This is a genomic window from Candidatus Seongchinamella marina (assembly GCF_026262685.1).
In the GTDB taxonomy this organism is placed as follows: Bacteria; Pseudomonadota; Gammaproteobacteria; order Pseudomonadales; family Halieaceae; genus Halioglobus; species Halioglobus marinus.
In genome coordinates, this window is record NZ_SHNP01000002.1 from 385,239 (window position 1) to 404,684 (window position 19,446).

The window sequence follows — 19,446 nt, forward strand, 5'->3', positions numbered from 1 at the left end:
TTTAACCGATGGACTTCAAGGTGCCTTTTGGCAGTACCGCGTGGAGATGTACACGCTGAAATTTCATGTCCACGTTGTTGGCGACATTGAGCACCATATAGTTGTCATCCAGGCCAGTCACTTTACCTAATATGCCTGAACTGGTGACCACTTCATCCCCTTTGTTCAGGGCCGACACCATTTCACCGTGTTCCTTCTGACGCTTACGTTGTGGGCGAATGGCAATAAAGTAAAACAGCACGAACAATAGCACCAGGAAACCTATTTGGAAAAGTTCCCCACCCTGAGGAGCCTGCCCGGCTTCCTGAGCATATGCACTGGCAATAAACAAACTCATATGTAACACCTTGTAGCTTTGTCCCTGGGGGACGTGAAAATCGCGATTAATTTACAGTGTTTCGCCGCACCGGGCAATTCCAAACCCATTAGCCTATCGCCGGATTTCCAGATCGTAGTCCATGATCTGGGGAGCGTGGTCGGAGAAACGCTCGTCGGTATAGATATCTGCTGCCAGCACCTTATCAGCCAAGCGAGGTGTTATGACCTGGTAGTCCAGACGCCAACCTACGTTTTTGGCCCAGGCCTGCCCGCGATTAGACCACCAGGTGTATTGATCCGGTTCCTCATTCACTAAACGAAAGGAGTCGATATAACCGACTTCGTCGTAAAGCTGGTCCAGCCAAGCACGCTCTTCGGGGAGAAAGCCCGAGTTTTTACGGTTGCTGCGCCAATTGCGGAGATCAATTTCTTTGTGACAAATGTTCCAGTCAGCGCAGATGATGAACTCGCGACGTTTTCTGCGCAGGCCTTTAAGGTGTTCCATAAAGAGGTCCATGAAGCGATACTTTTTTTGTAACACTTGTTCAGAACTGGAGCCTGAAGGCATATACAGGGATATCACGCTAATGCCGTCGTAATCCGCTTGCACGTAACGGCCTTCAGAATCAGCCGGGTCCCAGCCCAGCGATGTAATGACTTTGCGCGGCTTCACCTTGCTATAAATCGCGGTTCCGCTGTAGCCCTTCTTCACCGCGTCGTTGAAATAACGATGATAACCTTCGGGCTGAAAGACAGGATCACCCAGCTGATCGAGCTGTGCCTTGGTTTCTTGAATGCAGATGACATCTGCGTTTTGTTTTGGCAGCCAGTCAAAAAAGCCCTTGCGAGCGGCTGCCCTGATCCCATTAGTGTTTAGCGTAATTACTCTGGCCACGTGGTTTGACTCCCTCGATAAGGTGCGCTGTAGTCGAATGCTGGAATACCCTATGCGCGAGCTACAACGTCATAAAGTCAGGCGTATTGAACACCCAGCTTTTCTCTTCGGTTCTCCGGCTAATGCGCCATCCGCTGCCTGTGCGACGATACTCATCGACATACCAAAGTCCGAGAAAGAACATCTGTTTTTGGCCGTCTGCAATCGCCATCAGCATAGGGTTAAAACACATTACCCGGCCGGTGGCCGTATCGCCATCGAGATGAACTTGCACGTTGGCATTGAGGTGTTGACTGGCAGGAAACAGTTCATTGGTAAGCGACGCCTGCAGAAACTCCAACGTTTCATCGACGTTGCCAACACTCCCTCCCATGGCGCTGTAGTCTATGTGCGCATCATCAGTAAAAACCGTCTCGCGCAGCGCTTTAATATTTTTACTGTCAACCAGGTCTGCGTAGTGGAAGACCAGATCCTGAATTTCAAATCGGTCAGATATTTCTTGCTGAGAAAGCATGGGAACTCCTAAAAATCCAGTGGGGTCGCAATATGTCGTTCGTACATCATATCCCGATGAGCCTCCAGGGCTGGCAACAAACAAGCCTGTTGCTCGGGGTCGGTGGCGGTATAAATAGGTCTAATCCAGTCTGGCATGGGATTGAGCGCAGGCGCGAGCGGCTTAATCATCCCAGCGAAGTTGGCCCAGTAGAAGTCGACTGCACCGGGGCTTGCGCCGAAAAAGTAGTCTCCGTCCTGATGCGACAAATGCTCTTCCAGAGCGTCGCAGATCAGTCTCATTCTAGCGGGCGCTGTAGCGAACGCATCGGAGGAATAACCGTACTTGTGCGCCATTCTCAACGCCAACTCAGGCACCGGAGAAAGCTTCATCATCGGCTCAATCATACTCATGCGCCGCGCCCACCCAAAGCCATCGACCCCGATAATCAGCGCACATAAACCGATAGCGTTTGCTCGCTGCATGGGGTCTTCTGGTAACAACGGCGGATTCGGCTTAAGTCGCTCAAGCAACATTAGCAAGTCCAGCCAGTGGCAAGCAGCAGGCAAATTATCGCTTACCAATACCGGGGCGGATGTTTGCCCTGTCCAGGCAAGCAGCTCAGCGTTTTCACCGCCCCCCTCTTGCAGCACCGGCTGATACTCCAGCCCTTTATAGGCCAGAAGTGCTTTCGCAGATTCCCCCCAAGGACCAGGCACCCCAGCCGACAGCACCAAACGTAGCCCTGGCGCTTCAATCGCGTCGGTAACAGAAATATATTCCATGCTGAGTTCCTTGATCAAAAATAATAGCGTCTTGGCCTACCACGGGCAGGTCTCAATCCTCGACCCCCATGGAATATGCGCGCTTGCTGAGTCTCTCAGCCATGGCTTCCAATTCTGCCGGGGAACCCGGCGTTCGGCTATGAATGCTGGGATCATCCCCCGCGTTCCGCGGAATGACATGCATATGATAGTGAAAAACACTCTGCCCCGCGGCGGCGCCATTGAGCTGAAATATGCCTGCACCATCGCATTGCAACTCGTCCCTGAGCGTGTGTGCAATCAAGGTCGAGACATGACCCACCATAGCCACCGCCTCAGGAGTAGCATCGAAAATGTCAGTGTAATGATCTTTGGTCACAATCAGGCAATGGCCCGGGGTGGCCGGGAATAGATCTAGAAATGTTTTGGTATAGCGAGTCTCATGTACGGGATGACAGGGGGCTTTATCGGCAAGAATCTGGCAAAAAATACACTCGTCGGTCATTTGTTAAAGCTCCCCTATCTTAATCAAGCGGCCGTTATTACTACGGTGAATGCTAAACTGTTGCCCTTTCAAGGATCTGGCCTCAGCAATTTTGTTTGAAAATACTAATAATATTTGAGATTAATTATCTGCGCTAACTATTTGAATTAATTGCTATACCTGTATTGGATCAACCTCTTCGACGGAATGCTTTCGCTTGCGCAATCGCATTGGCAGCGTCTCATCTACAGACTGATAGCAGTACCTGCCCTCAGAATCCACCGAGCGCTCTAATTGACCCCGGTGGTACAGGTAATTGAGGTGCGCGATGCACTCACCAATAGCCAGCCCAATATGCTGTTCATCAAGGTCTCGCTTGAACAGCACGGGAAGCAGTTCCAGGGCAGTGGGCTCGCCTTCGAGGCAGGCCTCTTCCAATGCAATAAGGTGTTCCTCATGATGTTCCTCAAGATACCTCAGGCGGTAATGAAGACCGTAAAATGGCACATTATGAGCGGGCAGCACCAGCGCATCCTCAGGCAAAACCTCCTGGAACCGCTCCAGAGAGGTCATCCAGGCTTTAAGCGGGTTAGCCTCAGGCTCGTCTCCGCTCACGCTAATGTTGGAAGTAATTCGAGGTATCACCTGATCGCCCGAAATCAGTACATTGAGTGAGTCACTGAACAAACAGGCGTGCTCGGGTGAATGCCCACGGCCTATGACCACCTGCCAGCGTTGCCCGTTGATCGTTAGTCGCGTGCCCTCTTCCAGGCGACAGTATGAGGTGGGCATCGGTCGAGTAATACGAGCGATACCCCCCATGCTCTGACGGGCTGAAGCAACACCCTTATCACCTAGCCCTGATCTCATCTGGTGCCGTTCATTTGTCCAGCCAAAATGTTCCGGCGCGGACCTGGAGTAAACCAGTCCTGTCAGGTACTCGGCCTGAGTCGCATAAAAAGGAACCTGCCAGCGATCACAAAGCCAGCCAGCCATACCGGTGTGATCAGGGTGCCAGTGAGTGGCAATCACCGCTTTCACAGGCTTGCCCTGCAAATGCCGCTCAAATATCTGTTCCCACAATTCTTCAGTGCGACCCACTGCCATGCCAGTGTCAACAATCCACCAGCCGTCTGCATCTTCCAGCAAGTAGAGGTTTATGTGATCCAGCGCCATGGGTAGTGGCATGCGCAACCAATAGACGCCCTCGGCCACTTTTTTGAGCTCGCCCGGGGCGGGTATGTCCTCAAAGGGATAAGTCAGCATAGGGTCAGGACTTATGCAGGCCAAGGTCCTTGATCAGCGTGATAACGTCATCGTGATGGCTCTTGGTCTTCACTTTGTCCATAACATGCTTTAGCCGGCCGTCCTTGCCAATCAGGAACGTGGTGCGCAACACACCCATAAACTCGCGCCCCATGAACTTTTTGAGCCCCCATGCGCCATATTTGTCGGTAATAGCGTGGTCCTCATCCGACAACAGCGAGAAATTGAGCTCCTGCTTGTCGATGAAACGACCCAGGCGAGCCACCGGATCAGGGCTGACACCCAGAACAACGGTCTTCAATTTAGAGAGTTCTTTTTTACTATCGCGAATTCCACAAGCCTGCACAGTGCAGCCCGGTGTCATTGCCTTGGGGTAGAAGTACAAGACCACGTTTTTTTCGTCGCGAAATTGTTTCAGGCTTACCTTGTTGCCATCCTGGTCAAGCAGGCTGAACGCTGGCGCCATGTTACCGATTTTGGGAAATGCCATAGTCTACTCCGTCTAATTTTTTGCTCGATTCCGGTATTCAATAGCCGAAACCCTCACTGGGTAATGCCCCTGGCGGGCATCCTCAAAATATTCTTTTAGTGCTTCTTTCACTACTGGAAAAGCGATTTCGTCCCAAGGGACCTCATCCTCGGCATAGAGCGCGCTTTCAAGGCTTTCTGGTCCAACACCATACTCGCCATTATCAAGATCACAGCGATAAAACATGTAGACCTGACTGATATAAGGCACGTCGAATATCCGGTAAAGTTCCAGCTTGCTGACTTTTGCCTTTGCTTCCTCCCAGGTTTCCCTGGCAGCGCCCTGTGGCGTTGTTTCACCGTTTTCCATGAATCCTGCCGGCAAAGTCCAATACCCCAACCGCGGCTCAATCGCCCGCTTACACAGCAGGACCTTACCCTCGTGTACAGGCAGACAACCAACAATAACCCGCGGGTTCACATAGTGAATAAATTCACAGCTGGTGCAGACGAATCGTTCACGATCGTCCCCTTCGGGGACCTTTAGCGCTACGGTGTTACCGCAGCCAGTGCAGAATTTCATTCAGGTATGTACCACCGCCCCCAAGAGAGCTTGCCATAAAAAGGAGAGCAGTATAGAGCCAATCAAGGTCAACGGCGAGACTCAGTGCAATTCACAATAGGCGCCGGCATGAAACAGCAGCGGCTTACCATTGGGCCTGGCTGCGACGTCCTTAACTCTGCCTATAATAATCAAGTGGTCGCCACCTGGATGGGTTGCCTCCAACTCACACTCAAAACTGACTAGCGCATTGCGAATGACCGGGGAACCGTGGCGTCCGACAGTATAATGTCCAGCGTCAAGAATGTGGTTGCCCTTAAGGGCGTACTGGTTAGACAAATCTGCTTGCTCACAGCTGAGCACGTTAATGGCATAGCGGCGTGGACTAGCGAAAGTGGTATAGATATCAGAACTGCTCTGCAAGCTCCAGAGAACCAGGGGCGGGTCCAACGACACCGAAGAGAAAGAATTAGCAGTGATACCCACTGCGTTGCCCGTGGCATCCACTGTGGTGATCACGCAGACTCCCGTGGCAAAGCGGCCCAGGGCATTGCGCAGTTCACGTCCATCGATGTTCATTGTTACTCCTTGATACACAGTTATATGCGAGGCATTTGACCCCAGATAGAACCCGATAGCATCCCCTGTTTCGGTTATTGTTATCGGTGCTAATCGTGTTCCCATCGGCGCGCACGTTCGCCATCACTTGCTCTGGCATCCAACCACTGTCCGCCTTCGGGACTCAGCTCTTTCTTCCAAAACGGTGCTCGGGTCTTCAGGTAATCCATAATGAATTCACAGGCAGCAAAAGCAGCCTCGCGATGAGAGGAACTTACACCCACCCAGACAATCTGCTCTCCCGGTTTCAACTTGCCTACCCGGTGCACAACCGCTGCCGCCATCACCGGCCAGCGCTGGGCGCTTTGTGCCAGGATTTGCTGGATGCTTCGCTCGGTCATCCCGGGATAATGTTCAAGTTCCAGACTATGAACATTACGATTTTCGTTATTGTTGCGCACGTAGCCGGTAAAAGTTGCGACAGCACCCTCGGCTGCCTCGCCCTGCAGTAATTGCTCCTGTAACAGAGCAATATCAAAATCCTCTGCCTGCACCCTGACGCTCAAAGGCTGGCTCATTTCAGCCCCCAGTGACCGGCGGGAAAAAAGCAATTTCGTCGCCATCGGACAGTGCTACATTCTGTGTTGCTACTTCTTGATTAACTGCCCGTATAACATTCTCCTGGGCAAGCACTTCCAGCCATTGATCACCCCGCTCTGCTATCAGCGCATCTTGTAATCCCTGCAGGTTGGTATAGTTCTCACTAAAAACTAGATTCAGTTCGGCACAGTCAAGTTCTTCCCTGAAACGACCAAAAAAAAGCACTCGCAACATTAATCGTGTTCTCCGCGCAGCCAGTGACCTGATTTTCCACCTTGTTTTTCCAACAGGCCAATGCGGGATATTTCCATACCTCGATCCACTGCCTTGCACATGTCATACACCGTAAGCGCAGCGACCGACGCCGCTGTTAATGCTTCCATTTCAACGCCTGTCTTACCATCAACCTTGCAGCGGGCCTGAATTTCGACCCGGTTTTCTTCGGTATTGAGGTCAAAGCTGACGTCCACAGAATTGAGCATCAAAGGATGGCACAGCGGGATCAGGTCCGAACACTTTTTCGCCGCCTGGATCCCGGCGACTCTGGCCACCGCGATCACATCGCCTTTTTTGTGGCCACCCTCTCGCAGCAATCGCAGAGTTTCTGGCTGCATGCTAATGCTGGCGGAAGCCACAGCAACACGCTGACTAACTGCCTTATCGCCCACATCAACCATACGCGCGGCGCCTGTTTCATCCAGATGAGTTAGTTGTGACATGGCGTTTCTCATTTCTATTTAAGGCGGCAGAGTCTAGCCAATGGTGTGTCCGAAGAACAGCCCTGATCGCTGGTGTCAGGCATTTTGGCCGCAAGGCACTTTTCGCCCTGTTCACGCCTGAAGTAGAGTATCTCGCAATGAGAGGAGCAATTCGATGACAAAACTCAAATTGGGCTTACAACTGGGCTACTGGGGAGCACTGTGCCCGGGGAACAATCACACCGAACTGGCACAGGCGGCGGAAAAGCTTGGGTTTGATTCAGTTTGGACTGCAGAATCCTGGGGTAATGATTGCTTCACCCCGCTCTCGTGGATAGGTGCACAAACCTCGCGTATTCGACTGGGCACATCGGTAGCTCAGCTTTCGGCACGAACGCCAACCGCCTGTGCAATGGCCACACTAGCACTGGATGCGCTCTCTGGAGGTCGCATGATCCTTGGCCTCGGTGTATCCGGACCGCAAGTCGTTGAAGGCTGGTATGGCCAGCCCTATTCCAAACCTGTCACACGTACCCGTGAATACGTAGACATCATTCGCCAGGTATTGGCCAGAGAAGCCCCAGTCACCAGTAATGGTGAATTCTATCCACTGCCTTACGAGGGCCCTGGCTCCTGGGGCATGGGCAAACCACTGAAACCGATCACTCACCCTGTAAGAGCGGATGTGCCCATTTTTATTGGTGCCGAGGGTCCTAAAAACGTCACCCAGACAGCACAAATCGCCGACGGATGGTTGCCGCTTTACTATTCTCCGTATCGCCAGGATGTATATGCTGACCAGCTAGTCGCCGCCAAGGAAGGGTTTGAGATTTCGCCGACTGTCATGGTTTATATCAACGACAACCTGAACGATGCCCTGTATCCGGTGAAGGCCATGCTTGCCTTCTATGTTGGCGGAATGGGCGCAGCAAAGCGAAATTTCCATAAGGAGTTGATGGCACGCATGGGTTTCCCTGATGAAGCGGATGAGATTCAACGGTTGTTTCTTGAGGGCAAAAGAGACGAAGGTATAGCAGCAGTGCCCGATCAGTTTGCAGACGAAATATCCCTCTGCGGTCCACTGGACAGAGTCAAAGAGAAACTCAAAGACTGGGAGAACTCCCCTGTCACCAGCCTGCTGATTAATGGCGATGAGAACCTAATGCGCAATATGGCAGAGCTGGTGCTCTAGCGCTGCTCCAACACTGCCTGTCTGATCCAGAGTTACTGTCTGCGTCCAGGTGCAGCAAGGCTGCTCTGGCAAACATACAATGTTGCATTTCGCAGAAGAACTTTTCAGTGAATGACTATAATCTCTCGCCATAGCAGGTCTTCCCGCGCGCCAAACTCTAAATTACGGTTCAAGGTTGAAGCAAACATAGACGTACGCTTTTGATTATAATATTACGGTGGTGCCAAAAAACTCCCAATTAACGACTGCTGTCATAGTTCTGCGCTGACTCATAGGACAGCAGGGTTATATTCATCAGTATCAATTTGCCCACTTATCCATACTGATGAGTAGCGATATTTTTGCAGTAAAGATGGATATGCATTGCGAGATGAGTACCGAGCACAACTTTTCAGAGCAAGCGGCGGTGATGTCGCGAATTTCTGCAGTTTAGTCGGTACCGTCATCGAGAAAATATACTTCCAAAAGACCATTTATTTGCGCTATAGCTTTTCCCGATTTATTCTCCTGATATACAGCTGGATCAATGAGATAACACATTGCACTTGAGATGGTTTTTCAATGTAAACTGCGCTAACTTAGTAAGGAGGAAGTTTAAATGTTCACTCTCAACCCCAACACTTTTTTACAACGCTGCATTCGCTCCAGTGCAATGCTGGTTTTAGGAGGCGCGCTGATGGCCGCCCAGCAAACTGTGCTAGCTGACGACCACTGCCCTGCCCCAGCGCTCTCAGTAAAAGCAGGGCCCACTACAAGCGTGAGTGAGCAGAACTACTCGCTGGCCGAGACCCAGGTGATCTTTGCCGACTATGTGCGCAAGATCGCCGCGACTACCTGCAGCGGCGGCGTGGGCCAACTCATGCACCTGCGCAATACACCCGACCCCGCTGATCGCACCATTTTGCGCATTAACTTTGACACCATCTATTCGTTTTTGATTCTCGACCTCAGCACGCCGGCGACCATCACCCTGCCCGAGGCCGGCGGCCGCTACCAAAGCGCCGAGGTATTGGACGAAGAGCACTACATTCCGTTTATCTTTCAGCAGCCCGGCACCTATGAACTCACTCAGGAGAACGTGGGTGGGCAGTACGCGATTGTGATCTTCCGCACTCAGGTGACCATGGGTGATGAGGATGACCTGAAAGCCGTGCATGCGCTGCAAGATCAGATTCAGGTAGAGCAGGAGGTCCCGGGCAGCTACGTGGCCAGCGACGCCTGGGACATGGACGAGATCCTGACGATGCGCAAGACCTACCAGACCCGCGCGGTGCGCGACAAAGTGCCCTCGGAAGAGATGGCCGGCGCTCGTGGCGAGATCACTCCGGATATGCACAACTTTGGTCCCGCAGTGGGCTGGGGTGGCCAGACCAAGGAAGGCGCGATCTACCTGTTTATCGATAACGAGCCCAGCGACCCCCAAACACTCACAGTGAAGGATGTGCCGATGGCCGACAATGCATTCTGGTCGATCACGGTGTACGACAAAGACGGCTACCCCCAGGGCGAGCACTTTAGTCTGAACAGCACCTCTAGTATCGCGAACGACGAGGGCGAGACCATTGTGCACTTTGGTGGCTCACCCGATCAGGAGAACTACCTCGAGATCTACGAAGGCTGGAACGCGACGTTCCGCATTTACTCGCCCCAGGCCGAGTACTTTGATGGCAGCTGGGAAGTTCCCTCGCCCCAACTGGTGGGCAACTGATCAACTCAACCACTTTGCGCGGCACCTAACGCTCTCAGTCCGCGAGAAAAACTGAACTAGATAGAAAAGGAGAATAACTAATGCATCCATCCAGTACCGGATTGGCTCACGCACTCATCGTATCGAGACATCTGCCCAAGAAAGGAAGCCTGTTGTTGCTATGTATGCTCGCTGCACTATGTCTTGTCTGGTTACCGACTGTTCAGGCGCAAGAGGATAAGGAGTGTCCTGCGCCCGCAGTGCGGATGGAAGCGGAAGAATTCACTCCTCTGACTTCTCAAAATTACGCGACCGCCGAGACTCAGTCTCTATTTGCCGGGCCATATATCTCGATGATCGCCAAGGCGACCTGCACAGACGGGATGGGTGTGCTTATGCATGAGCGCAAGCCTTCTGACCCCAGTCACCGCGCCTTTGCTCGAGTGAACTACGACACGTTGTATTCATGGCTACTGCTGGACCTTACCACTCCCGCCACCATCTCAATGCCCGAGACCAATGGCCGGTATCAGTCGGCGCAGGTACTTAACGAAGGTCACTGGATGCCGTTTGTCATTACAGAGCCCGGAAGCTTTACGCTAACCCGCGACAATTCAGGTTCCCGTTATGTGTTGGTGGGTTTCAGAACACAGATGAACATGCAGAATCAGGAGGATATTGCCGAGGCCAACAAGCTTCAGGATCTGATTTCTGTCGAGCAGGCCGCGTCGGGGGAAATGGTGTTTACTAACCGCTGGGACAAAGACGCTATTCTGGCTATGCGCAAAGAGTTGCAGATTCTGCGCGACGAAAAAGGCTATAAATCAGAGGACATGTTCGGTAAGCAGGACGAAATTGACCAGGACATGGCTAATGTAGGCGTGGCGGTCGGCTGGGGTGGTCAACCGAAGGAGGGCGCGGTGTATCTTTTTTATACGTCCGACTCGAGTGAACATCAGACGCTAACCCTCAGGGAGGTGCCCCATGCAGCCACTGCGTTTTGGTCGATCACGGTTTATGACGAAGAGGGTTTTGTGGCCTCTGACCCCTTCAATATAAACAGCTCGTTTGCCAAGTCTGATGCCAATGGCGACACCGTTGTGAACTTTGGCGGTGACCCTTCTGCTGATAATTATTTGCCTGTTTATCCTGGCTGGAATGCAACACTGCGCATTTACACGCCACTGGCAGACTACTTTTCTGGCAAGTGGGTCCGACCGGAGTTGCAGACCGCTGACTAACCCAGTGCGTCAGGCCAACAAGGGATTTAAAACCCTCGCCAACGGCGGGGCTTTTTGCTATCAAAGATAAATGTCTTAATACTATTGAATCCTTCAATACCCCCTGATAGTCTTTTCCCCAGCCAATAACAAGCCGAGGAGAAAAACGATGAAGTATTTATTAGCAACCCTGAGTGCACTGTGCCTCATTTCGCCACTTGCGAATGCCGGTTCGCCCACTCATATGTGGAAGTGCCAGCTCAACGACGACCTTTCTGAAGAGCAGGTATTGAAACACGCTGCGGATTGGAAGAAGGCGGCAGCGACGTTACCCGGGGGTGATGCAATTACACAGCAAATTCATTTCCCAGTTGCTGTCGGTGCCGACGGCCTTGGCACAGATCTTATTTACACTGTCAAATGGCCGTCCTTTGCTGCCTACGGCGCTTTTTGGGACGTTTATCCCGACTCTGACGCCGCCGGAATGGAAGGTGAAACGATGTCATGCCACGGCAGCGCACTGTGGGAAACTGCGGAGATCTGAACGCGGGCATAGTCCATCGATAAAGGCTGTCTGCTGACAGCCTTTTTTTTTAAACGCACGAGTATTCAAACGCCATATGTCGAAGTTATGGAGCTGTAATGAGTGGGACCCACTCGAAGAAGTGGTTGTAGGCAACCCCCTTGACGCCCACTTTCCTTTTGCTGATCCAAGTACACAATTAGCCGAGTATCCGGACCGACAGCTCAACGATATTCCCCAAGGCCCTTTCCCACAGCAAATCATTGACGAAACGGAAGAGGATTTGCAGCTCTTCATTGATGCGATGACCGCACTGGGCATTGTGGTGAGGAGACCTGAACGCTGGCCACATGCGTCGACCATTAAAACTACGCTTTGGGCATCCAAGGGCTACTACAACTATTGTCCCAGAGATGTACTTCTGGTTGTCGGTGACAGAATCATCGAGACACCCAATGTTATACGCGGCCGATCAATCGAAACTGGCAGTTATCGCAGCATGCTGGTTGAATACCTGCAGGACGGCGCAATTTGGTTCAGCGCGCCGAAGCCGCTGCTGGCTGATAGCCTTTTTGATTTTGATCCCTCCAAACCCACTCCTCGCAATCATGAGCCCGCTTTCGATGCGGCCAATGTGTTGCGTTTTGGTCGGGATCTACTTTATTTAGTTAGCGCAACAGGCAATGAAATGGGCGGCTACTGGCTACAACGCGCACTGGGCGACGAATTTCGAGTTCACTTTATGCGGGACGTATATTATGGCAGCCATATCGACTCGACACTGGTCGCTCTCAGGCCTGGTCTGGTGCTGGCAAACCCAGAGCGGATAGACGATGAGACAATTCCAGATTTTCTGAGAGAATGGGAGGTTATTTATAGCCCTCCTATGGAGAACCAGGCCCGACACAGCGCAACCTATCTCGAGAAAGCCATCGGCAGCGAATGGATCGATATGAATCTCTTCAGCCTCGGTCCGGATACAGTGGTGGTCGACAGCGATCAAACGGCGCTGATAACACTTCTTGAAACGAAGGGCATGAACGTAGTCCCACTCAAATTGAGGCATTCCAGAATGATGGGGGGAGGCTTTCACTGCGTCACCCTTGATACGCGTCGCCGCGGGGCAATGGAATCTTATTTTTCTTGACCCCCATGCATCAACAGTGAACTTCGTTAACCCATGTCACTAATATGGATGGTGATCATTCCAGCGGCTGTAACCGCAGCGTGGTTCCGATATCGATTGATTGCAGCTGAGACTACTCGTCCAGCTTCGCCCAAACCCTTCTTGTCCAACCCAGCACCCGAAAACCCCTGGGGCACTCATAGCCACCAGCAGGATACACAATGGCTACATGAGTTGTTTGAGCGATCAGCGGCTACCTTCCCCGAGTTGACTGCTTTGTCTGTTGCGAGTACCGGCGAAACGCTCAGCTATAGGGCGCTCAACGAGCGAGCTGAGCAATTTAAGAATCGCATCGGTTTCTATCTGTCAGGTCCGGACCAAGTAGTCGCGGTGCGCCTGGAACAAAATACAGCCGATATAGTAGCGATCCACTTGGCGATCCTAAAAGCTGGCGGCGTACAGTTATTTCTGGACCCAGAGGCACCAGAGGCAGCGTGCCAACAAACCTTGCTGGATGCAGCACCGGTGCTACTGATTTCCGAGGAGTCAGTGGCTGGCCTCGACGTTCCCGTATTGCGCCCTGACGAGCTTCAACCGAACCAGTATGCTGACGCAGCTGCCCAGAACCTTGAGGACATGACACTACGTCAAGAGCAGTCACCCGCCTGGCTCGATGATCCACAGGAGAGACTGGCTTCGATTTTTTATACCAGCGGCACGACAGGCGTTCCGAAGGGCGTCGAGTGTCATCATGCGGGCTACATCAACCTCGCCAAGTCGTATGCGCAGTTTTTTGACTTCGTACCAGAGAGCGATGCCACCTCGTTAACATCTTCGCTAGGCTATGACGGCAGTATTTCAGAAATGTATAGCGCCTGGCTCGCTGGATGCGAAGTCGTCTTGTTGACCAAGGCCGAACTTCGTTCCGGGCCGGGCCTACTCCCTATACTTCGGCAACACAACATTACGACGCTGTTTTGCCCGCCTGTACTGCTCTCAACGCTCACCGATAAGCCCGCAACAGATTTACCTTATCCGGTTTGTCGCTACATCGTGCCCGCTGGTGAGGCCTTCCCCGCATCGCTCGTGCCTGCCTGGTCGGCGGCTCGCCGCCAAATAGTTAATACCTATGGCCCAACGGAGGTGAGCACCGATACAAGTCGCCAACTGCTCAGGCCTGATGAACCCGTTACCATCGGCAGCCCTTTCCCCGGCGTGTCATACCATATCCTTGAGCCCGGCACGCTGCGCCTTATGCCGCATGGTGAGGAAGGCGAACTCTGCATCGGTGGTTGTCAGTTGGCCAGGGGTTATCGCAATCTGGATGTAATCACACGCGAGAAATTCATTCACCATCCTACCTATGGTCGTCTCTATCGCTCTGGAGATCGCTGCCATGTTGATGCCTACACAATGAGGGTACATTTCCATGGTCGTCTGGACTCACAATTAAAAGTACGTGGGTTCAGGGTTGAAGCACAGCCCATTGAGTCAATCTTGCAAGACCATTTCGCGGACGTCGAAACAGCGGTACTGAGTAGTCAGAATAATGAACTGGTAGCGCTGGTTCGCTCACCTAAACTCTGGCAGGAGTCCGATGAAAAAGGCAGCATCAGAGCCCTGCCCTCTTCTATTCGTTCGCGGGCACAAGCACTGATAGGCAAGTCGCACCCACCCCACGCCATACCCACTCGGTTCTTTATGGTGGACAAATTCGAGCTAGTCGCCGCCTCAGGCAAAATTGACCGCCAAGCACTGCCACAGATATCACAATTTTTCGTTGCCGACGGTTCAGGTGAATCGATTGCCGGACAAGACCCAGAAAGTGACCACGAGAGAGACCCGGCGGTCCTTGCGATGTGCCGGGCTGAATTGGGTGCATCCCTTAATTGGCATGACGATTTCATGGACTGGGGCGCGCATTCTATCGCTGTCGCCCAACTCACCCAGACTCTGCAAAGCGCGGGCTACGACGTCAGCGTGAGGAGTCTACTTAGCGATCATCGCAGTGCAGGAAAAATCGCAGATCTCGGCATCAACAGTGACGCCGCTGCAAAAACGCGCGATGAAAGAGTCAGCGCGAGGGCGTCTAAAGATCAAAAACAGCGGGACGTAGCTCAAGACACGCCATTGGCGTTTCGTCACTTCAGCCTGATGCAGGCCGTCGGCGCCATAACTCTTCGGCTGCCGCTCTTCGTTTTCGCGGTTCTGGGCCTGGCTATTGTCAATCCAGAAGAACTGCTTCTGGCAGGCGACATAACAGGCTTCATCACCGCCACAATCGTTGTTTACGGCCTGTACATGCTGGTCCCGTTTGTTAACTTGCTCTGGGTTAAGGCGCTGGGCGCGGTTATGGGCTGGTCTGGGTTTCTGCCTGAAATCGCACCCGGCAGATATCAGAAATTCTCGGCGCAGCACCTGCAACTATGGTGGGCTGAACAGCAAACGGATTTTGTTATACGCCCATTATCCAAGGGACTGCGCAGTCAACTGCTTTACAACTGGATGTTGCGTAAACTCGGTGCCAGCGTTCACGCGAGCGCAAACATATCACAAAGCACAGAGTGGTTCGGCCCACTGTCATTACTGACAGTAGAGCGTAACGCCATTATTCAAGCGGGAGCTCAAATCAGTATGGTGGTCTGGGAGGGTGAGCACTGCACCGTCAAACCTGTTCATATTTGCGCGGCTGCACGTGTCGGAAGCCGAGGCATGGTCTACAGCGGCGCCTATTTAGGCGCGAATTCATGGCTTACGCCCATGTCCTCATTATCCGCAATTACCGGTGAAAATGTGCAAGTTGATGGCGTACCGGGGCGCGTAGTCGGCGCCGCCCAGCCATTTACAGCGCCGCAGTCAACCAAAATGGGCCCTTTTAAAGCGGGGATAACAGATACACGCAACGTCTTTTTCCAAATGGTGCTCGAGTTAACTCTGATCATTCTGCCCGGATCAGCTATCGCACTTGTAAGCACCTACATTCTAGGGTTTGACGCGTTCAATAAAGCCACTTTGGGATTTGAACAGATAAACTGGCCCGATCTACTGGCGGTTGCCGGTGCCGGTACTGTAGGCATCTGGCTGGGCGTCCTGGCAAGTTCACTGTTATTGTGCGGATTTTTGCGCCTCACACCGACACGATCAGGCTGGATTTCCTCGACCAGCCTGCATGGTACCCTCGCCCGTTACAGGCAACAGAAAATGAATCAGATACAGCACATGTGGGGCTGGAGCTTGACGGGGCAATATCTTCGGGCCCTGGCCGGCGTAAAATTTTCCAAAGTGGGCGCTTCTGAATGTGACGCCCTGGTCAACCTGCTGCCAGAGCATCTCACCGCTGACGCCAATATCTTTGTGGCGCAGGGTTGCTACTGCAACGTTCTGGATGAGCATGGTGGATTTTTATTAGCTCGGCCGATTGACTTGCCGGCAGGATTTTTCGCCAGCAACAATGCCATGGTAGAGAACGGTCCTTTGCCCGGAAACCTTCTCTTGGGGGTCTCCACTGGCATCGGGCCTCACCTATATCGGAACCAGTACCGGGATCGCCCTGACATCCCACGCGTGCTTGCGGGCAACCCTCCGCTTGAAATAGGTACAACAACGCGGCGGACACAACCTGTTCACCCATCACCCTCTCTGGGAATATTTCTGGCACGATTCCTATTGAATGACTTCGCCTCCGTTGCGATTGTGCCGGGCCTCACGGTTTTTCTGGGGGGGCTATTGCTTATAACGCTCAACACATTAGGCTTTAGTAACATCTCCGCGGCTTTGATCACCAGCCTCTTCGCCCCTTTTCTGTTGTTCTTAATCGCGCTTGGGTTGAAAAATATTTTGGTGGGTGCGCACTGGGGCCGAGATAACACAACACCTTTTTGGTCAATACGCCACTTCAGCTATTTTCTGGCGCAGGATTGCTTTTTCAAGCTTCTGTCGGGCACACTCACTGCCTTGTCAGGTACCGCACTAGCCAATCCAGTTTTACGTAGGTTTGGATGCCGAATCGGAAAACGTTCCCTGATCGGGCAGCCTCTTCAAATGTCAGACTGGCACGCGGTGGACATTGGCAGCGACTGTATCGTAAACAGCCAATTGCAGTTGCACAGCTTTGAGGAACGATTGCTGACCGTAAAGCGATCAAAGATAGGGGCAGGAACTGTTATTAACTGCGGCTCAATGCTGATGGGCGGTGCTAACCTGGAAGCCGGCGTCACCGTGCATCCCCAGTCGCTTATTTTCAAAGCCATGCACCTCAGCCGTGGCATACACGCAGGCAACCCTGCGATGCCGCTCCCATCCGGCGCTGACTATGACTAGGACAACGCCTCAGGTACTAAAGAAAATATGGCCGTCGAACCGACCTGTCAGCGATTGACAGGGCTGCGCCGAATCGGCTCCCATTCAAAGTAGGTGAACACACGCCACAGCCATTCCACTGGCCCGTATATGAAGTATCGACTCCAGTAAGCACTCAGCAGTAACTGCAAAAAGAAGACGAATACGGCAAAGCAGATTACTGACAGCGGACCCCATTGATAAGCATAACCCAGCCCATATCCATAAAAGACGCTGGTAAATACCAGTGTCTGGGTAAGGTATAAGCTCAAGCTCAGCCGCCCCGCAGTCGCTAGAGAAGCTCTCAGCCGCCGAAAAGCTCCGCAGTCAACCCAGATCCATACGCTCAAAAACCACGCAGTGCTAAGACTGACGGTAGCCAGTAGGTAGGTCAAATCTCCGAGCAAAACTAGCCCTTCTGAGGCCACGGACTCTTCGAAAAGCGAATATCCATACCGATGCGTCAGGTAGCGCTCCACACACATCAGAACAATGCCCAGGCTCCAGAACCCCAGGCACATCCTGCGCAATTGAATCCCAGAACAGGCACGCAGCCATTGCCAGCCGCCTCGCATGAAACAGAAACCAAAAATAAAGTGGGCAAGTACTAGAAATCCAGAATCCGGATACTGCCAATCCTCCCAGAACCTCTCAGGTATAAACTGGGCATGGTAAATCGCAACCTCGGGAAGCGTTCCCACGGCTTCAACCGCATCCACCCGATCGGATTGAAGCCACTCCAGGGCCTCTGCATGGTCCTTAGCCGGCCAATCGTCACCCCGGTCACCCGCAAAAAAATGCCCCAAAGGAAAGCTCATTAACAGCACCACGCCCAACGACATTAACATCGCGGTAGGCCATCGGTACGCTACAAGTAATAGCAGCCCTAATTCGGCATACAGCATCAAAATATCTCCCTCGAACAGGAGGGCATGCAGGCAACCAATCAGCATCAACGCGGTCAGGCGCCGAATGCTTTTGATCATGGAATAGCCCTCGGACGATACTTGCAGGTAGAACCCCATACCGAACAAAAGGCTATATAACGACCAGAACTTCGACTCAAAGAAAAAATACTTGATATGCCACGCCACCCTATCAGGGGCGGTGACCCACGCCGCAGACTCAGCACCGAAACTGAAGACATTGACGGTAAGAATGCCAAATAACGCTACACCCCGAAGCACATCAAGAAACTCAAGACGGCCCCCCGAGCTATTCGTCGTCATCAAAAAAGGACGTCCCACTCCTGATCGACCAACTGTATCGACTGGCCTAGCGGCCGTGCCAGCGACCGCTCATACAACACCGATGCTACCGCTATATCCTCTATCGCCAGACCAAATGGGTTCCAGAATATTCGCTCATCAGGGTGCTCCCTGCCTGCAATACTGCCGCACACCACTTCACCGAATTCGCCATGAATGGACGCTCGATCAAGCAATCCCTCTCGATGCATTCTGGCCAGCACCCTATCCGAATGCACGCACTGCTCCCAATCGTCCACTATAACTTTGTCTGCAGCCATCACGAAATCAAACTGCGGATCCATCAGCGAAACATTCATAAATAGCGACCCTGATTTAAATTCATCTGCAGTCACATAGGGCGTCGATTCAGTAGTGGCAGTGATGCCAATATCTGCTGGGGCCAACGCCGCTTGAAAAGATTTCACGATCGATACATTCACGCCTTGCCGCTCCATGTGCTCTTGGAAAGCGCGGGCTCGTTCTGCCGATACATCAAATACTCGGTAGTCACTGATATGTGGAAACCACTGAGACAAAGTCCACAACGTCAGCGCACCGATCCGACCGGCGCCAACTAGACCCACCGTTTGCGCGTCAGGTCTGGCCAGGTACTTAGCCGCCAAGCCTTGTACGACTGCCGTTCGCATTGCGCTGATAAGCCCACCTTCCATAATAGCTACAGGCAGGCGGTGAATAGGATCGTTCAAAATAATGACTGCATTGGCCCGGGGTAGACCGTGGTCGGGGTTTACATGCGAACTGGCGACCCATTTAATGCCCTCCATGTTGAATTCACCGCCTACATGAGCAGACAGACCAATAATGCGATCGGCAACATGTGGGCAGTCGGAACGCTTTAAAAAGCTACTGGGTGGCGCAGTAAAATCCTGCTCCGTGTGAAGCCGAAAAGCCTGCGTTAGAACACTGCCGATAAGATCAATATCGGTTGCACCCGCAGCAATCAGGTCATTCTGTGACAGAAAAAGAGTCGACGACGTCATCTG

20 protein-coding genes are annotated in these 19,446 nt (G+C 52.5%); 6 read left to right on the top strand and 14 right to left on the bottom strand.

What is annotated here, in order from left to right; all coding sequences use genetic code 11:
- Nucleotide 1: 1 nt before the first annotated feature.
- The 12 genes from yajC to moaC form a co-directional block, all read right to left on the bottom strand.
- A complete protein-coding gene (gene yajC / locus EYC87_RS06670) occupies nucleotides 2-337 on the bottom strand; it encodes a preprotein translocase subunit YajC (RefSeq protein ID WP_007227730.1) in 336 nt (111 codons plus the stop codon).
- 93 nt (nucleotides 338-430) lie between these two features.
- A complete protein-coding gene (locus tag EYC87_RS06675) occupies nucleotides 431-1,213 on the bottom strand; it encodes an exodeoxyribonuclease III (RefSeq protein WP_279252202.1) in 783 nt (260 codons plus the stop codon).
- A gap of 61 nt (nucleotides 1,214-1,274) precedes the next feature.
- On the bottom strand, nucleotides 1,275-1,727 hold the full coding sequence (locus tag EYC87_RS06680) for a nuclear transport factor 2 family protein (protein WP_007227920.1): 453 nt from the start codon (nucleotides 1,725-1,727) through the stop codon (nucleotides 1,275-1,277).
- 8 nt (nucleotides 1,728-1,735) lie between these two features.
- Nucleotides 1,736-2,491 (bottom strand): glutathione S-transferase family protein, encoded by a 756-nt coding sequence (locus EYC87_RS06685; RefSeq protein WP_279252203.1) that lies wholly within the window; start codon nucleotides 2,489-2,491, stop codon nucleotides 1,736-1,738.
- A 52-nt stretch (nucleotides 2,492-2,543) separates the two neighbouring features.
- Nucleotides 2,544-2,975: an HIT family protein gene (locus EYC87_RS06690; protein ID WP_007227974.1), complete on the bottom strand. Its 432-nt coding sequence runs from the start codon at nucleotides 2,973-2,975 to the stop codon at nucleotides 2,544-2,546.
- Between the two features lie 153 nt (nucleotides 2,976-3,128).
- The gene (locus tag EYC87_RS06695; RefSeq protein ID WP_279252204.1) at nucleotides 3,129-4,220 is read right to left on the bottom strand and encodes an MBL fold metallo-hydrolase; all 1,092 of its coding nucleotides are present in this window, start codon (nucleotides 4,218-4,220) and stop codon (nucleotides 3,129-3,131) included.
- 4 nt (nucleotides 4,221-4,224) lie between these two features.
- Entirely contained in the window at nucleotides 4,225-4,710 is a 486-nt protein-coding gene (bcp, locus tag EYC87_RS06700; RefSeq protein WP_007227676.1) for a thioredoxin-dependent thiol peroxidase, read from the bottom strand.
- Nucleotides 4,711-4,722: 12 nt separating this feature from the next.
- A complete protein-coding gene (locus EYC87_RS06705; RefSeq protein WP_279252205.1) occupies nucleotides 4,723-5,271 on the bottom strand; it encodes an NUDIX hydrolase in 549 nt (182 codons plus the stop codon).
- Between the two features lie 81 nt (nucleotides 5,272-5,352).
- Nucleotides 5,353-5,829: a flavin reductase family protein gene (locus EYC87_RS06710; protein WP_279252206.1), complete on the bottom strand. Its 477-nt coding sequence runs from the start codon at nucleotides 5,827-5,829 to the stop codon at nucleotides 5,353-5,355.
- Nucleotides 5,830-5,918: 89 nt separating this feature from the next.
- Entirely contained in the window at nucleotides 5,919-6,386 is a 468-nt protein-coding gene (gene moaE / locus EYC87_RS06715; RefSeq protein ID WP_279252207.1) for a molybdopterin synthase catalytic subunit MoaE, read from the bottom strand.
- A gap of 1 nt (nucleotide 6,387) precedes the next feature.
- Nucleotides 6,388-6,642, bottom strand: a complete 255-nt coding sequence (locus EYC87_RS06720; RefSeq protein ID WP_279252208.1) for a MoaD/ThiS family protein — start codon at nucleotides 6,640-6,642, stop codon at nucleotides 6,388-6,390.
- A complete protein-coding gene (gene moaC / locus EYC87_RS06725; RefSeq protein ID WP_279252209.1) occupies nucleotides 6,642-7,127 on the bottom strand; it encodes a cyclic pyranopterin monophosphate synthase MoaC in 486 nt (161 codons plus the stop codon). Before moaC ends, EYC87_RS06720 begins: the two co-directional genes overlap by 1 nt.
- Before the next feature lie 154 nt (nucleotides 7,128-7,281).
- Here moaC and EYC87_RS06730 point away from each other — a divergent pair, with 154 nt between their 5' ends.
- The 6 genes from EYC87_RS06730 (at nucleotide 7,282) to EYC87_RS06755 (ending at nucleotide 17,174) form a co-directional block, all read left to right on the top strand.
- Nucleotides 7,282-8,298 (top strand): LLM class F420-dependent oxidoreductase, encoded by a 1,017-nt coding sequence (locus tag EYC87_RS06730; RefSeq protein ID WP_279252210.1) that lies wholly within the window; start codon nucleotides 7,282-7,284, stop codon nucleotides 8,296-8,298.
- 598 nt (nucleotides 8,299-8,896) lie between these two features.
- Nucleotides 8,897-10,006 carry a DUF1254 domain-containing protein gene (locus EYC87_RS06735; protein WP_279252211.1) on the top strand — a complete coding sequence of 370 codons (1,110 nt, stop codon included), beginning with the start codon at nucleotides 8,897-8,899 and terminating at the stop codon, nucleotides 10,004-10,006.
- A gap of 80 nt (nucleotides 10,007-10,086) precedes the next feature.
- Entirely contained in the window at nucleotides 10,087-11,226 is a 1,140-nt protein-coding gene (locus EYC87_RS06740) for a DUF1254 domain-containing protein (protein WP_279252212.1), read from the top strand.
- Between the two features lie 148 nt (nucleotides 11,227-11,374).
- Nucleotides 11,375-11,749 carry a hypothetical protein gene (locus EYC87_RS06745; protein WP_040540181.1) on the top strand — a complete coding sequence of 125 codons (375 nt, stop codon included), beginning with the start codon at nucleotides 11,375-11,377 and terminating at the stop codon, nucleotides 11,747-11,749.
- 76 nt (nucleotides 11,750-11,825) lie between these two features.
- Complete coding sequence (locus EYC87_RS06750; protein ID WP_007228050.1) at nucleotides 11,826-12,875, top strand: hypothetical protein; 1,050 nt, start codon at nucleotides 11,826-11,828, stop codon at nucleotides 12,873-12,875.
- A 33-nt stretch (nucleotides 12,876-12,908) separates the two neighbouring features.
- The gene (locus tag EYC87_RS06755; RefSeq protein ID WP_279252213.1) at nucleotides 12,909-17,174 is read left to right on the top strand and encodes a non-ribosomal peptide synthetase; all 4,266 of its coding nucleotides are present in this window, start codon (nucleotides 12,909-12,911) and stop codon (nucleotides 17,172-17,174) included.
- 47 nt (nucleotides 17,175-17,221) lie between these two features.
- Here EYC87_RS06755 and EYC87_RS06760 read toward each other — a convergent pair whose 3' ends face one another.
- Nucleotides 17,222-18,421, bottom strand: coding sequence for a DUF418 domain-containing protein (locus tag EYC87_RS06760; protein ID WP_279252214.1), 1,200 nt, complete (start codon nucleotides 18,419-18,421; stop codon nucleotides 17,222-17,224).
- Nucleotides 18,421-19,443 (bottom strand): 2,3-diaminopropionate biosynthesis protein SbnB, encoded by a 1,023-nt coding sequence (gene sbnB, locus EYC87_RS06765; RefSeq protein ID WP_279252215.1) that lies wholly within the window; start codon nucleotides 19,441-19,443, stop codon nucleotides 18,421-18,423. The genes EYC87_RS06760 and sbnB overlap by 1 nt, the downstream gene beginning before the upstream one ends.
- Nucleotides 19,444-19,446: the final 3 nt, after the last annotated feature.

Excerpts from the sequence above, each read along its gene's own strand:
- yajC (WP_007227730.1), bottom strand. The coding sequence starts at position 337 with ATGAGTTTGTTTATTGCCAGTGCATATGCTCAGGAAGCCGGGCAGGCT.
- EYC87_RS06680 (WP_007227920.1), bottom strand. The coding sequence starts at position 1,727 with ATGCTTTCTCAGCAAGAAATATCTGACCGATTTGAAATTCAGGATCTG.
- EYC87_RS06685 (WP_279252203.1), bottom strand. The coding sequence starts at position 2,491 with ATGGAATATATTTCTGTTACCGACGCGATTGAAGCGCCAGGGCTACGT.
- EYC87_RS06690 (WP_007227974.1), bottom strand. The coding sequence starts at position 2,975 with ATGACCGACGAGTGTATTTTTTGCCAGATTCTTGCCGATAAAGCCCCC.
- EYC87_RS06695 (WP_279252204.1), bottom strand. The coding sequence starts at position 4,220 with ATGCTGACTTATCCCTTTGAGGACATACCCGCCCCGGGCGAGCTCAAA.
- bcp (WP_007227676.1), bottom strand. The coding sequence starts at position 4,710 with ATGGCATTTCCCAAAATCGGTAACATGGCGCCAGCGTTCAGCCTGCTT.
- EYC87_RS06705 (WP_279252205.1), bottom strand. The coding sequence starts at position 5,271 with ATGAAATTCTGCACTGGCTGCGGTAACACCGTAGCGCTAAAGGTCCCC.
- EYC87_RS06710 (WP_279252206.1), bottom strand. The coding sequence starts at position 5,829 with ATGAACATCGATGGACGTGAACTGCGCAATGCCCTGGGCCGCTTTGCC.
- moaE (WP_279252207.1), bottom strand. The coding sequence starts at position 6,386 with ATGAGCCAGCCTTTGAGCGTCAGGGTGCAGGCAGAGGATTTTGATATT.
- EYC87_RS06720 (WP_279252208.1), bottom strand. The coding sequence starts at position 6,642 with ATGTTGCGAGTGCTTTTTTTTGGTCGTTTCAGGGAAGAACTTGACTGT.
- moaC (WP_279252209.1), bottom strand. The coding sequence starts at position 7,127 with ATGTCACAACTAACTCATCTGGATGAAACAGGCGCCGCGCGTATGGTT.
- EYC87_RS06730 (WP_279252210.1), top strand. The coding sequence starts at position 7,282 with ATGACAAAACTCAAATTGGGCTTACAACTGGGCTACTGGGGAGCACTG.
- EYC87_RS06735 (WP_279252211.1), top strand. The coding sequence starts at position 8,897 with ATGTTCACTCTCAACCCCAACACTTTTTTACAACGCTGCATTCGCTCC.
- EYC87_RS06740 (WP_279252212.1), top strand. The coding sequence starts at position 10,087 with ATGCATCCATCCAGTACCGGATTGGCTCACGCACTCATCGTATCGAGA.
- EYC87_RS06745 (WP_040540181.1), top strand. The coding sequence starts at position 11,375 with ATGAAGTATTTATTAGCAACCCTGAGTGCACTGTGCCTCATTTCGCCA.
- EYC87_RS06750 (WP_007228050.1), top strand. The coding sequence starts at position 11,826 with ATGTCGAAGTTATGGAGCTGTAATGAGTGGGACCCACTCGAAGAAGTG.
- EYC87_RS06755 (WP_279252213.1), top strand. The coding sequence starts at position 12,909 with ATGTCACTAATATGGATGGTGATCATTCCAGCGGCTGTAACCGCAGCG.
- EYC87_RS06760 (WP_279252214.1), bottom strand. The coding sequence starts at position 18,421 with ATGACGACGAATAGCTCGGGGGGCCGTCTTGAGTTTCTTGATGTGCTT.
- sbnB (WP_279252215.1), bottom strand. The coding sequence starts at position 19,443 with ATGACGTCGTCGACTCTTTTTCTGTCACAGAATGACCTGATTGCTGCG.